This window comes from Lacipirellulaceae bacterium (assembly GCA_040218535.1).
In the GTDB taxonomy this organism is placed as follows: domain Bacteria; phylum Planctomycetota; class Planctomycetia; order Pirellulales; family Lacipirellulaceae; genus Adhaeretor.
Genome location: JAVJRG010000012.1, coordinates 1,553,258 through 1,567,169, shown reverse-complemented (window position 1 = coordinate 1,567,169; position 13,912 = coordinate 1,553,258). Strand labels below are relative to the sequence as shown.

Annotated in this window: 12 protein-coding genes; 8 read left to right on the top strand and 4 right to left on the bottom strand. The window is 57.4% G+C overall.

All coding sequences use genetic code 11. From position 1 onward, the window contains the following. The first annotated feature begins 21 nt into the window (after positions 1 to 21). The 7 genes from mch (at position 22) to RIB44_20140 (ending at position 9,001) form a co-directional block, all read left to right on the top strand. On the top strand, positions 22 to 966 hold the full coding sequence (gene mch / locus RIB44_20170; GenBank protein ID MEQ8618898.1) for a methenyltetrahydromethanopterin cyclohydrolase: 945 nt from the start codon (positions 22 to 24) through the stop codon (positions 964 to 966). Beyond that, positions 963 to 1,841, top strand: a complete 879-nt coding sequence (locus tag RIB44_20165) for a RimK family alpha-L-glutamate ligase (protein MEQ8618897.1) — start codon at positions 963 to 965, stop codon at positions 1,839 to 1,841. Before mch ends, RIB44_20165 begins: the two co-directional genes overlap by 4 nt. Positions 1,842 to 1,948: 107 nt before the next feature. Then, positions 1,949 to 3,664 (top strand): fatty acid CoA ligase family protein, encoded by a 1,716-nt coding sequence (locus RIB44_20160; protein ID MEQ8618896.1) that lies wholly within the window; start codon positions 1,949 to 1,951, stop codon positions 3,662 to 3,664. 12 nt (positions 3,665 to 3,676) lie between these two features. Beyond that, positions 3,677 to 4,690: an NAD-dependent epimerase/dehydratase family protein gene (locus tag RIB44_20155; protein MEQ8618895.1), complete on the top strand. Its 1,014-nt coding sequence runs from the start codon at positions 3,677 to 3,679 to the stop codon at positions 4,688 to 4,690. 195 nt (positions 4,691 to 4,885) lie between these two features. Continuing rightward, a complete protein-coding gene (aspS, locus tag RIB44_20150) occupies positions 4,886 to 6,658 on the top strand; it encodes an aspartate--tRNA ligase (protein ID MEQ8618894.1) in 1,773 nt (590 codons plus the stop codon). 69 nt (positions 6,659 to 6,727) lie between these two features. Then, a complete protein-coding gene (locus tag RIB44_20145) occupies positions 6,728 to 7,513 on the top strand; it encodes a hypothetical protein (GenBank protein MEQ8618893.1) in 786 nt (261 codons plus the stop codon). 141 nt (positions 7,514 to 7,654) lie between these two features. Further along, complete coding sequence (locus RIB44_20140; GenBank protein ID MEQ8618892.1) at positions 7,655 to 9,001, top strand: cytochrome c peroxidase; 1,347 nt, start codon at positions 7,655 to 7,657, stop codon at positions 8,999 to 9,001. Positions 9,002 to 9,047: 46 nt separating this feature from the next. Here the strand turns inward: RIB44_20140 and RIB44_20135 are convergent, their stop codons facing one another. From RIB44_20135 to nrdR, 3 genes are all read right to left on the bottom strand, one after another. Beyond that, positions 9,048 to 9,518, bottom strand: coding sequence for a hypothetical protein (locus RIB44_20135; GenBank protein ID MEQ8618891.1), 471 nt, complete (start codon positions 9,516 to 9,518; stop codon positions 9,048 to 9,050). Positions 9,519 to 9,562: 44 nt separating this feature from the next. After that, a complete protein-coding gene (mutS, locus tag RIB44_20130; GenBank protein MEQ8618890.1) occupies positions 9,563 to 12,217 on the bottom strand; it encodes a DNA mismatch repair protein MutS in 2,655 nt (884 codons plus the stop codon). 169 nt (positions 12,218 to 12,386) lie between these two features. After that, positions 12,387 to 12,857, bottom strand: a complete 471-nt coding sequence (gene nrdR, locus RIB44_20125; GenBank protein MEQ8618889.1) for a transcriptional regulator NrdR — start codon at positions 12,855 to 12,857, stop codon at positions 12,387 to 12,389. Positions 12,858 to 13,031: 174 nt separating this feature from the next. Here nrdR and RIB44_20120 point away from each other — a divergent pair, with 174 nt between their 5' ends. Beyond that, positions 13,032 to 13,658, top strand: coding sequence for a PH domain-containing protein (locus RIB44_20120; GenBank protein ID MEQ8618888.1), 627 nt, complete (start codon positions 13,032 to 13,034; stop codon positions 13,656 to 13,658). A 4-nt stretch (positions 13,659 to 13,662) separates the two neighbouring features. Here the strand turns inward: RIB44_20120 and RIB44_20115 are convergent, their stop codons facing one another. Continuing rightward, complete coding sequence (locus tag RIB44_20115) at positions 13,663 to 13,905, bottom strand: hypothetical protein (GenBank protein MEQ8618887.1); 243 nt, start codon at positions 13,903 to 13,905, stop codon at positions 13,663 to 13,665. Between the last annotated feature and the right edge of the window lie 7 nt (positions 13,906 to 13,912).

The window sequence follows — 13,912 nt, the reverse complement described above, 5'->3', positions numbered from 1 at the left end:
CTTCTTGTTGGTTGCTGAAACGTGAACTTGAACGACCGAGCTGCCGCACTTTGCGATCGAATTCTCGCCGACGCTGATCGCCTGCGCACAAGATCACAAACCCTCGACGGCGGCACCACGCTCATCGACTGCGGCATCAACGCCGCTGGCGGCTTAGCCGCGGGGGTGATGCTCGCCCGCGTGTGCTTGGCCGACCTCGCCGAAGTCACGATTGCCCCTGAAGGTCCCTTACCCAGACCCACCGTTCAGGTTTCTACCGACCACCCCAAGCTGGCCTGCATGGCTTCGCAGTATGCCGGTTGGGAGGTAAAAGGCGAAAAGTACTTCGCCATGGGTTCGGGCCCCATGCGCTCGTCCGCTGCTCGCGAGCCGTTGTTCGAAGACTTAAACTTTAAGGAACAGCCCGAGCGAGCTGTCGGCATCTTGGAGACCGGACAGTTTCCTGATGACTCCGTTTGCCAAGATATCGCCCAAAAGTGCGGCCTGACCGCCGACAAGCTCATCCTACTACTCGCCCCAACGAAGAGCCTCGCAGGGAACGTGCAGGTGGTGGCTCGCAGCGTCGAGACGGCGCTTCACAAGTTGCACGAGCTTGAATTCGACCTCGACTGCGTCGAAAACGGCTGGGGGGCAGCACCGCTTTCGCCGCCGGCCAAGGACGATCTAAAGTCGATTGGTAGAACGAACGACGCGATCCTCTATGGTGGTCATGTTGTCTTGCATGTCCGTTGCGAGGACGAGGCGATCACCAGCATCGGTCCGCAAACTCCCAGCAACGCATCGAAGGACTATGGCCGCCCATTCGGCGAAATTCTGGCCGGCTACGAGTACGACTTCTACAAGGTCGATCCGCTGCTATTCAGCCCCGCGTTGGTGACGTTCGTCAATTTGAAGTCGGGCAAGACCTTCCGCTACGGAACGCTCAACGATGAAGTGCTTGCCGAATCGTTTGGCGAGTCATCATGAAACTCGCCATTCTCGGTGCCGCCTCCAGTTGGTACGTGGGTGATCTTACGCGCGCTGCCGCTGGTCGGCACGAGGTGACGCCGGTCACTTACAGTCAACTAGCCTCGTCGGTGACGTCGGACGCACTCGGCGTGAGTTCCGGCGAAGTCGACCTCAACAGTATGGACGCCCTGCTAGTCCGCTCCATGCCGCCGGGGAGTTTGGAGCAGGTTGTCTTTCGGATGGATGCGCTCGCGCGGCTCGAAACGTCCGGCGTAAAGGTCGTGAACTCGCCGAAGGCTTGCGAGACGGCCATCGATAAGTATCTCACGACGGCGAAGTTGCAAGCCGCAGGCCTAAAGGTTCCCGACACCTTTGTTTGCCAAACGTGGGAACAAGGGATCGAGGCGTTTGAGCAGCTCGGCGGGGACGTGGTCGTAAAACCACTATTCGGCGGCGAGGGTCGCGGGATCACGCGAGTCAACGACCCGGCGATTGCTCTGCGGGTGATGAAGACTCTGGCGCAGCTTGGCAGTGTACTTTACCTGCAGAAGTTCATTCCACACCAAGGGCACGACCTGCGTCTGTTGGTGATTGGTGATCAAGTCCTCGGCATGAAACGCACCAACGCTGATGACTGGCGAACGAACGTCGCATTAGGAGCCAAAGGCGAACCGCTGGAAGTCACGCCGCCGCTTGCCGGCTTAGCCAAAAAAGCAGTCGAAGCGGTTGGTGCCGAAATCGCCGGTGTTGATTTATTGCCAGGCCCCGACGGCGAGCTTTACGTCTTGGAAGTGAACGCGGTCCCAGGGTGGCGAGCCTTGAAACGCGTCACGGACGTCGATATCGCCAAGCGGGTTCTGGAATATGTGGAAAGTAAAGTAGCCGCGACCTAACAGGTCGCCGGAAGTCATCTGGCTGGCTCCGGCGACCTGTTAGGTCTCGGCTCGCCTGAAGTTGGGCCGACGGTTCTCACGCTCGCATCGCTTCGTAGAATAAGGCGATGTCCCTCACTAGCCACGATCCGAGCGTTGTTAACGTCGGCGATCGCCTGCGCACCGTTGCACAAAAGCTACCTGATGCGGTGGCGGTCGCTTGCCCGGGACACGGTGATGTCGCCGGGCGGAACTCCTACGCGACGTGCACTTTCCGCGAATTAGATCGCGATGCCGATGCGCTGGCACGTGGCCTGATCGACTTAGGGGTCACGCCAGGGATGCGGCTCGCACTGTTAGTCAAGCCTGGCATTGAGTTCGTGAAGTTGGTGTTCGCTTTGCTGCGCAGTGGTGCGACGACGGTCTTGATCGATCCTGGAATGGGTCGCAAGCACGTCATCGATTGCTTAGCGTCGATGGAACCCCGAGGCTTTGTTGCCGTCAGTGCTGCTCAGGCGCTGCGAACGGTGTTGAAGCGACGATTTCCCAAAGCGAAGCATAACGTGACCGTTGGGCGACGCTGGTTCTGGGGCGGGGCAACCTACAAGCGACTCTTAGAAGCAGGCTACAAAAGCGACACCAGCCTACCGGCAACCCACGCGGATGACACCGCGGCGATCATCTTCACCAGCGGCAGCACGGGTCCGCCAAAGGGGGTTCTCTACACACACCGTATGTTCGACACGCAGGCGTCGGAAATCCAACAGGCTTACGACATCCAACCCGGCGGGGCGGACATGGCTTGTTTTGCGTTGTTTGGGCTATTCAACTCGGCGATGGGCGTGACGACGGTCTTTCCAGAATTGGATTTTTCTCGGCCGGCGACGGCGAAACCGCAAGCGTTGCTCCGCGCTGCTTCTGATTGGCAGGTAACTCAGGCATTCGCTTCGCCGACAGTCTGGGACAAGCTCAGCCAGCACTGTGAGCGAACCGGCGAGATGATCCCGACGCTCCGCAAAGTTTTTTCCTGCGGTGCCCCCGTTCCCACTAAAGTCCTCCAGCGAACGCTCAAAATGGTTGCCCCCGACGCCGAAATGCACACTCCTTACGGCGCTACCGAGAGCTTGCCAGTGGCTACGATCGAAGCCAGGGAAGTACTCGGCGAAACCGCCGAGAAAACGGCTCACGGAGCGGGCGTCTGCGTCGGTAGAAAGTTCGCGACGATTGACTGGCGAGTGATTCGGATTAACGATGACCCAACCCTCAAGATCGAAGACACGGAGGAACTCCTCCAAGGCGAAATCGGCGAGTTGATTGTTCGCGGCTCGCAGGTTTCACCAATGTATGTCCCTCTATCTCTCGGCGAAGGGGAAGATCATAACGCCATCTCGAAAATCGCCGATGGCGAAACCGTCTGGCACCGCATCGGTGATGTTGGCTATTTCGATGAGCACCAGCGTTTCTGGTACTGCGGGCGGAAGTCACATCGCATCGAGACACTTCAAGGAGTTTTCTTCCCAATTTGCTTCGAGTCCGTCTTCAATACTCACCCCGATATATTCCGAACTGCTTTGGTCAATTGTCAGACAAGCGGGCGAAGTCAACCAACTCTATTTGTTGAGCCGACCAACGCTTGGCAAGACAAATCTCCAGACGATGAAGCTTATGCTGCTCTCGCGGACGAGATTCGCGGACTTATAGGCGAATTAGAAGAGAGCCCCGGGGTGTTTCCAGACGCGGCTGAGCTGCTTCGCGAACAGATGGAAATCGTATTCGACGAATCGTTACCAGTTGATGCTAGGCACAACGCGAAGATTCGGCGTGAACTTCTAGCAGAACAGTAGCAAAGGCTCTTCATGCACGCACTCGTCACCGGCGGCGGCGGTTTTCTCGGTCGCTACATCGTTGAGCAACTTCTCGCCCGTGGTGAGCGGGTTCGCTCCTTTGGCCGCGGCGAGTATCCCGAGTTAGAAAAGCTCGGCGTCGATGTCATCCGAGGCGACATAGCAGACGAAGAAGCAGTGGAGCGGTCATGCGCGGGCGTCGATTGTGTGTTCCATGTGGCGGCGTTACCTGGAGTTTCGATGAAACCGCGGCCCTACTACGCAGTGAATCTCAACGGCACGCACAACGTGATTACTGCCTGCCTTAAGAACGACGTTCCTCGTTTGGTTTACACGAGCAGCCCAAGCGTCGTCTTCGCAGGTGAAGATCAGGCAGGCATTGATGAGGATGCTCCGCTGGCGCTTGAGTGGCTCCGCAAACATCGCAGCTATTACTCACATAGCAAGGCTCAGGCGGAGTTCTTTGTCCTAGACGCGAATCGTGCAGAGTTGAAGACCTGCGCCTTGCGTCCCCACCTGATTTGGGGACCACGCGACGGGCACCTCATACCACGATTGCTCGACCGTGCACGGAAGGAACGACTTCGTCGCGTTGGGGACGGAGAAAACGTCGTCGATATGGTCTATGTCGAGAATGCCGCCGAGGCGCACCTCCTTGCTGCCGACGTATTGGCGAAAGACAATTCTCCGGTCGCCGGAAAAGCGTACTTCCTCAGCCAAGGCGAACCGGTGAACTGCTGGGACTGGATCGACGAGATCCTCGGCTCTGCCGGTTTACCGGCCGTGAGCAAATCGATTTCTTTCGCAAACGCATGGCGAATCGGTCACGCCCTGGAAACCATTTTCAAGACGCTACGACTAAGCGGCGAGCCGCCGATGACCCGGTTTGTGGCCGCGCAACTTGCGAAGTCGCACTGGTACGACATTTCTGCCGCGAAGCGCGACTTTGGGTACGGGCCGCGAGTTTCGACGGCTGAGGGGATGGAGCGGTTGGGGGCGTGGATCGAGACGCTTCCCTTGCGATAGTTGATGAAACGAAGGAAGCCGCAGGCTAACAGCCTGCCTGGGAATATCCTCGACGGCGGCCATTCCCTTCAACACCAGCAGCCAGGTGTGGCTGCGGCTGCCTTTGCTATCGCGTGCCTTCCCCCTTCGCGTCGCCCCAACTACAATCAGGGATTCGATTTTAGTCAATAATCCCCGGTACTTTTGAGGCCTCCGGTGCTACGCACACATACTTGCGGCGAACTCTCTGAATCTCACATCGGCTCGACGGCCACGCTCTGCGGCTGGGTCGATTCCTACCGTGACCACGGCGGCGGGCTGTTTGTCGACTTGCGTGATCGGTACGGGCTCACCCAGGTCGTTTTCAATCCGCCAGATACCTCCGAAGAACTGATTGAGCTAAGTAAAACGCTGCGTTCAGAATACGTGATTCAAGTTACCGGTAACGTTGCCGCACGGCCCGAGGGGATGACCAACAAACGCATGGCAACTGGTGCGATCGAACTGCGGACGACCGACTTCAAGCTGCTCAACAAATGCAAGAATCCGCCCGTCTCGCCCAGTGCAACGGGCAAGGACCTGCCGGGGGAAGACCTACGGCTGAAGCATCGTTACCTGGATCTCCGTCGCCCTGAAGTTCAGAACACGCTGCTGTTGCGAGACAAGCTGATTAAGGGGATGCGGGACTACTTCGCCGATCACAACTTTGCCGATATCGAAACCCCGGTCCTAGGACGCAGCACGCCCGAGGGCGCACGCGATTACCTCGTGCCCAGCCGGGTGCATCACGGCACGTTCTACGCGTTGCCCCAATCGCCGCAGTTGTACAAGCAGATTTTGATGATCGCCGGGTACGACCGCTACGTGCAGCTTGCCCGTTGTTTCCGCGATGAAGACCTCAGGGCCGATCGCCAACCGGAATTTACACAACTCGATCTCGAAATGTCGTTCGTCGACGGCGACGACGTGATGGGCGTGATTGATGGGCTGGTCGCAAAGCTCGCCAAAGAGCACCTTGGTCTCGATGTGCCCACGCCTTTGCCACGAATGACTTACGACGAAGCGATGGAGCGCTTCGGGCATGATGCGCCTGACCTGCGTTTTGGCATGGAACTGATCGACTGCTCGGACCTAGCACCCAAGAGCGATTTCGGCGTGTTCAAGAGCGTCGTCGAAGCGGGCGGACGCGTGCGGGCGATCAACGTCAAGAACGGCACCAGCCAGTACAGCCGACGGGGCATCGATGGGCTCACCGAGTTCGTCCAAGGACTCGGGGCAAAGGGCCTAGCATGGTTCCGCGTTGAGGAGGATGGCAAACTGGGCGGGGCGATTGCGAAGTTCTTCTCCGAGGAACTGCTGGAAGAATTCAAAGAACGCCTCGGCACCGGGCCGGGCGATCTGATCTTGTTCTCCGCTGATCAGTTTGCTGGCACTTGCAAGATTTTGCACGCGTTGCGAACGAAAATCGGCAAGGAAATGAATCTCTACGAGCCGGATGCGATGAACTTCTCGTGGGTCGTTGAGTTCCCAATGTTTGAGTTCGACGACGAGACGCAGTGCTGGCACGCGATGCACCATCCATTTACCGCGCCTCTGGAAGACCATGTCGACCTACTGAAGACCGACCCCGGCAAATGTCGCGCACAAGCCTACGACCTCGTGATCAACGGCAGCGAAGCGGGCGGCGGCACGGTTCGTATCCACGATTCGGAGATTCAGTCGCAAGTGTTCGAGCTCTTGGGCATCGACGAGCAAACCGCGGCAGAGCGATTTGGATTCCTGCTGGAAGCGCTCCAGTACGGCGCTCCGCCACACGCGGGGATCGCCTTAGGTGTTGACCGCTGGGTGATGCTGTTCGCGAAGCTTGATAACATTCGCGACTGTATTGCTTTCCCGAAAACGCAAAAGGCAAGCGACTTGATGACCGACGCCCCCGGCACGGTTGACACTAAGCAGCTTAAGGAGCTGGCAATCAAGCTGGATCTCTAATGGAGTTTCGTCGTTATTTTTGGCCACGGATGGCACGGATTTCACTGATGATTTTTCGGAGCCTGCACGATGCCTCTTAGACGAACCTCGTCATACTGTTGTCATGAATCGGAATTCTATCGATTCAGTTGGCTGTTGGCCCTAATCCTTATGCTTGGCTGCTCGCAGTCGCAACAAGACTCTGACACAGCGGCGATCACTTCGCCGGAAGACTCTGTGATTAAAGAGGCCCCGGCAATCTCTGAGGCGATCGTTCCCGAGACCGAAAGCCTCGATAAGGTCGCTGAAACCTCCAGCAAGGAAGTGCCAAGGGAAGGACGATCGGGTTCTGCAGAAGTGACACCGACACCACATATCCGTAAGGCTGCGAAGCCCGTCACCAGTTCTTACTCCGCAGCGGTTCCGCCGGTGCTGCTCTCGGAGACGCACCGCCAACAGTGTTTGGTCGACGTTGGCGACAAGTTTCCTGAGTTGGAACTGCCGACTATGGAAAGGGACACAATCGAGCTCTCCTCGAAGTACGGCGAAACGGCAACCGTGGTCTTGATTTGGACCCCAGACCGCTGGATGTCGCGCGCGGCGCTGGCTGATATCCAGCGAGATGTGACCGGCCAAGAGAGAGTTCGCGTGATTTCAATTGCGTTGGGTCCAGCAGCCGACTCGGAAGCTTCTGACGAGCTGCTGCAGCTACAGGACGAAGAAGGATTATCGATCAGCAAAGTGGGGTCTGGCTTGCTCCCGCGGATTTATGTTCTTGATCGAAAGGGCGTCATCGCGTGGTTCGACGTTGAGTACAGTGAGGCGACTCGTCGCGAACTGAACCGAACGCTCGCGGTCCTGGAAACACTTCCATAAGCGTTTTTCAGTTTTCGCGAAACTCTTTTCGCTACAGTGGGTTTTAGTACATAATGGAGCCAACTGCCTGCTTAGGGGAGAGAGGCAGTTGACGGAACCGAGAAGAAACTCATCCCAAAATCTGAAAGCAGCGCAAGCACCATGAATGGGCATCTAAGGATCGCGGTTGCGGCCGCGATGGTGGGGATTCTATCGCTCCTCACCAGCACTTCTCTCCACGCACAGACCGTCGGCGTACCAGCAATCCCTACGACGCCAGATGACTATGTTGACTACGCGGTAACCAGCCTACCGACGCATTTCACGACGGGGCCAACGGCCGCGGAGAACAACACGCCGGTTGATAACCCGATTACCAACGCAGGGGCTGCTTTGGGGCGTGTGCTGTTCTACGACGAACGACTTTCTCACAGCCAGGGGATTAGCTGCGCGTCGTGCCATCAGCAGTCCAACAACTTTTCTGATCCCGATCAGTTTAGCACGGGTGTCGATGGGCAGACCGATCGTCATTCAATGGGGCTTGCGAACTCCACCTTTTATGGCCGCGAAGCTTTCTTCTGGGACGAACGCGCTGCCACGCTAGAGATTCAAGTGTTACAGCCCATTGAAAACTCGGTCGAAATGGGGGGCGATCTCGATGTGTTGCGGGGCGAACTCGCGGCCACCGCGTTCTATCCGGTACTCTTCCAAGAAGCGTTTGGCGACAGCCAGATCACCAACGACCGCATCTCCAAAGCGCTCGCTCAGTTCGTCCGTTCGATGAACTCTTACCAATCGAAGTTCGACACGGCCTTCACTCCCGCGAATCCCACGACGCCAGACTTTGAGGCCGTCTTCACCGAGCAGGAACAACTGGGGGCGGAAATTTTTCACGGTTCAGGACGCTGCAGCACCTGCCATGCGACCAACACTCAGTCGGGCGACAATCTGTTCAATATTGGACTGGATGCCAACAATCTGGCTGACCAAGGGGCCGGACGCGGGCGGTTCAAAACCAGTTCCCTTCGCAACGTTGAAGCACAAGACGGCTACATGCACGATGGGCGGTTTACGACGCTAGAAGAAGTGGTCGAGCACTACAGCTCCGGTATCCAAAACAACCCGTTCCTCTCACCCGGCCTGCCCGTCGGCGGCTTCGGATTCACCGCGGCAGAGGAAGCAGCACTGGTGGCGTTCTTGAAGACACTGACCGACGACACGTTCCTCAATAGCGAACTGTTTTCTGACCCGTTCGTCGAACTCACCGGCGACTACAACGATGACGGCATCGTTGACGGGGATGACCTCGCCGAATGGGGCACCGGCTTCGGTGCCACTACCACGACGGGTAGCTTCCTTGAGTGGCAACAGAATCTGGGGGCAAGCTGGCTCGACCTACGACCTTCGTCACTAGCCGCGTCGGGGGCAGTGCCGGAGCCGAACTCGGTGGCGTTGTTGATCGCAGGTTTGTGGGCAACGTTGTGGAGGCGGCGGCTGCCTGATTCGTAGCCAAGTCATGTGCTGGAGTGATCGCCAGCGAACTGCGGCCTACTAACTATTCTTCTTGAATCTCTCGTCGATCACGTCGATGGAAGTAGTAGAGTGTTCCAAGCAGGATCAAATTGACTGAAGCCAAGAATACCAAGTCTGTGCGATTGTGCTGATTCAGTTGAATCTCGTAAGGGAACTCTCGCAACGGTACGTCAACAAAGTAGTGCTTATTCTCTTGCTCATCTAAGCCTACCTTGACTAGGTCTGATTCAAACGACAAAGTTACTCTCTCGGGCGACCTATAGAGTTGCTCAGCACCGCGGAGCAGATTCGAAAAATTCGCGACGACTAGAAAAACGTAGATATAAGGCTTGATATTCTTACGTGTTTGTCGCACTGAGGCCTTGGAATCGTCGTCTTTGTCTTCTGGCAAAACTTGGGGCCTTTCCTTTGTTACTTGAGATCTGAATTCACTCAGTTCATCCTGTTTCTTTTCAATCGCCTTGCGCTGTTCGTCAATCCAATCGCTACCCATAGCGAAATCCCAATAGTTATCGGAAGCGGCTGACCTACTGCTATTCAACTCTCCTGCAACGCGCCCAACTGCTCGCGCCACGCGGCGAGCTTCCCAAACGCCTCCAGCGGCGTCATTGAATCGAGATCGAGTTCGCGGATTTCATCGAGCAGGGGATGGTCGGCTAGCTCGAAGAGTGTCATCTGTAGAGAACCGTTTTGGCTCGCTCTACCATTACTCAGAGCGGGCGTGTGGTTATTTGAGCCACCATCTTCGAGCTGCTCGAGGATTTCTGCCGCTCGTGTATTCACGGCACTTGGCACCCCGGCAAGTTGAGCGACGTGGATGCCGTAGCTTTTGTCCGCGGGGCCGTGGACGATGCGATGGAGGAAGACGACTTTTCCTTCGTGTTCCTGCACGGCGACGTTGTAGTTGGCAAGGCCGACAAGCTGCTCGGCTAGGTCGGTCAGCTCGTGATAGTGCGTAGCGAAGAGCGTGCGGCAACCGATTTTGTCGTGCAGGTGTTCGACCACTGCCCAGGCGAGCGAGAGGCCGTCGTAGGTACTGGTGCCGCGACCAATTTCGTCGAGGATGACTAGGCTGCGTTCGGTCGCTGTGTTGAGAATTCGCGCCGTCTCGGTCATTTCGACCATGAACGTACTGCGCCCGCGGGCCAAGTCGTCGCTGGCCCCCACGCGGGCGAAAATCCGATCCGCCACGCCGACGGTCGCCTTCTCCGCAGGGACAAAGCTGCCGACCTGAGCCATCAACGTGAGGAGCGCCACTTGGCGAATGTACGTACTTTTACCTGCCATGTTGGGGCCGGTGATGAGGAGGAATGAGGGGCTTGAGGTGAGGGGCGCGTTCTCGTCTAGTCCCGCGCAACTGACATCGTTAGGGACGAACGTCCCCTCGGGCTCCGTGACATCCAGCACCGGGTGCCGACCGCCAAGAATCTCGAGTTTTGCTTCGGCAACCATTTCGGGGCGAACATAATTCCGAGAACGGGCCAACTCGGCGAGGCTCGCTAGGCAATCAATTTCCGCCAGAGCGGCAGCCGTCGCTTGCAAACGCTTCGCAGCGTTGGCAACTGTTTCGCGAAGCTCGACGAACAAGTCGTACTCTAAGGTTTGCGAGCGTTCTTCGGCGGCGAGGACCTTCTCTTCGTATTCCTTGAGTTCGGGCGTGACGTAGCGCTCAGCGTTCTTGAGCGTTTGCTTGCGAATGAAATCGTCGGGGATTTTGTCTTTGTGGACGTGCGTGACTTCCAGGTAATAGCCAAACACGCGATTGAAGCCGACCTTCATCGTGGGGATGCCGGTCCGTTCAATCGCCTCGGCCTGGTACTTAGCGATCCACTGCTTGCCGCCCTTGGCGAGTTCGCGTTGCTCGTCGAGTTCGGCATTGAAACCCGCGCGAATGAAGCCACCCTCTTTAGCCGTCAGGGGGCATTCTTCTTCGAGGGCCGTTTTAAGCTGCTGATGAACTTCGCCGCAGAGATCAATGCGATCATGAAGCTGAGCGAGGCGCGAAGAGTCGCGATCGGCAAGTTTGGCTTTCACCTTGGGCAGGCAAGCGAGCGTGCGAGTCACAAACGATAAATCGCGTGGCGTCGCTCGACCAGTGGTTACGCGGGCGAGCAGTCGCTGCATGTCGTAGATCGAGCGGAGCGATTCTCGCAGCGTGGTCGTCAGCGAGGCGTTTTTCAGGAGTTCTTCGACAGCATCATGCCGTGCGGTGATAGCCGTGACGTCTGTCAACGGATTAGCCAGCCAGTCGCCCAGCAGTCGGGCTCCCATCGAGGTGACCGTGCGGTCCAACACGCCCCAGAGCGAACCCTCGCGCGTTCCTTCTCGAATCGTCCGGGTGAGTTCCAAGCTACGTCGAGTTGACTCGTCGATTTCGAGTGTCGTCCCTACGCGATGCGGAATCAGTGCGTCGATATGCGAGAGCGACGTCCGCTGAGTTTCGTTCAAGTAATCCAGCACCGCTCCCGCCGCGGCGAGCCCCGGGCCATCCTTATCGTTGAACCCAAAACCTTCCAAAGCGTGCGGGCCAAAGTGTTTGGCAAGCGACGCCTGAGCGGCCTGCTGGCCAAACGCCCACGGCGGACGCTTCGTAATGACGCGGCCTTCGGTCCACTCCGCGGGCAGGGCAGGGCGGTCTTCACCAACGAGGATTTCCACCGGGCCGATGCGAGCGAGTTCGTCACCGAGTCGAGAAGGCTCAACACTGGCGGCTTCGAAGCGACCTGTGGAAACGTCAATCCAGGCTAAGCCACAAGCGGCATCGCTTGCGGTTTCGCCGTGGGCAATCGCCAGAAGGAAATTACTTTCTTCTGGCGCAAGCAGCGAATCGTCGGTGACCGTCCCGCGGCTGACGATGCGCGTCACGTCGCGTTTGACGATTCCCTTGGCCTGCTTGGGGTCTTCAACCTGTTCGCAAACCGCTGCCCGCATTCCCGCGGCAATGATCTTGGCGAGATACTGATCGAGCTGATGGTGCGGAAAACCCGCCATCGGGATCGGCTCTTTGCCAGCCTTGGGATCGCCCTTGTCACGACTCGTGAGCGAGAGGCCCAGCAGTCCAGCCGCCTTCTTTGCATCTTCGTGAAACAGTTCGTAAAAATCCCCCATCCGAAACAAGAGCAGCGCATCGCCAGCGGTCTGCTTGGCGTCGTAATACTGTTGCATCATCGGCGTGAGGGCCGGCTTCGACATACTTTTGTTCTGCTCGCTACGACTAGTTGAGAAGCAAGCATTCTAACAGAGCGTGACTCAGAATGTAGCCCGTGGCGCAAGCCTCACACTTTGCAGCGTCAGTCGCGCAACGCTCTGAAGGATCAAACCCCGCGGCTTGCGCCGGGGGCTAGGGTGAGACGAAAGACGCTTAACGTGGTGTGCGGCCGCCGTCGGAGAGGAAAGGTCTTAGCTCATCGACAAAGTCACCCGCATCAGCAAACTGACGGTAGACGCTCGCGAAACGGACAAAGGCCACTTCGTCGAGGTCGCGAAGATGCTCCATGACGAGCTCGCCCAACTGGCGGCTATCGATTTCCTCTTCGAACGAGCTGTAGACGTCGTTTTCGATTGCCGACACGGTCCGCTCGACATCGCGGTCGCTGATGGGACGTTTCCAACAGGCGCGCTCCAAACCGCGTTGGATGTTTTCCCGCAAGAAAGGAACCCGCGAGCCATCTTTCTTAACGACTTTGATCGTCGATTCTTCGATGCGCTCGTAAGTCGTGTAGCGCCGTTTGCAAGAGTTGCACTTCCGCCGACGGCGAATCGCGAAGCCATCTTGGCAGGCCCGCGAATCGATCACACGGTCGTTATCAACGCGACAGAAGGGACATTTCATGCCACGTATGATACCTGACACGTCCAAGCAGTAAACCACTTGCAACCTTACAGCGGAAAACAGATTCTAAGATCGGAGCGCCTCAAGCGAATACATACAGGCAGAAGCTCATTTCCGAGTTTTCGCTGGCCCCGAAGTTACCTAATCTCACATTTCCAAGAAGAAGCTAGCATCATGAAATGCTCTCAGTGCAAAGCCAATGCGCCCGAAGACGCCATCTTCTGCCCTCAATGCGGCAGACCTGTCGGTGAGATCGCCACCGACATGAATGCGAAGCAGCGATTCGCCGCGGCCTTGTCGGGGGGCGACGATGACGAACCGGAAGAAATCCTTTGGCAGGGGCGTTACTCAAAGCGGGCGATGTTCGGCACCTGGGCTACTGCCGGGGTCTTCAGTGTAGCGTTGCTGATCCTCGCAGCGGTGATGAAACTCTCTGGCACAGGTTGGCTTGTTGTCGGGGGAATAATTCTCCTGGCCTGGTTGGGCTCGCTGCTTACGTTGCTCTATCGCCAGATGAGCATCCACTACTACCTCACCAATCAGCGGTTCTTGCATGAGTCTGGCCTCCTCTGGCGAGAGATCGACCGCATCGAAGCGATCGACATCGACGACGTCACCTTCCGCCAAGGCCCCGTCGAACGTGCGATGGGCGTAGGAAGCGTCCTGATTACTTCGAGTGACAAGACGACGCCGGAGTTCGAGCTAATCGGCATCGAAGACGTGCGCAACGTCGCCACGATGATCGACGAGGTCCGACGGCAAGAACGACGCAAGCGCGGATTGCATGTCGAGGCGGTGTAATCGCTCAGTTCTCTTGACTTCGACTAGGCATCTCCATCCCATTGTCGATAGTCACCTGCGTTACGAGCAGCATATCGAGAATCGCTACTTGCTCGTCGCCTTGGCTCACGTAGAGCGTACGGCCCCCGGGTGTCATCCACATGAACTCGGGACTCTTCACGCGAAGCCGATCACCATCCGCTACGTGAAGCGTGAAGGGTTTGAAGGGGCGAGCATTGTGCAGATTGCGTACTTGTTCAGTGACCATGCTATCT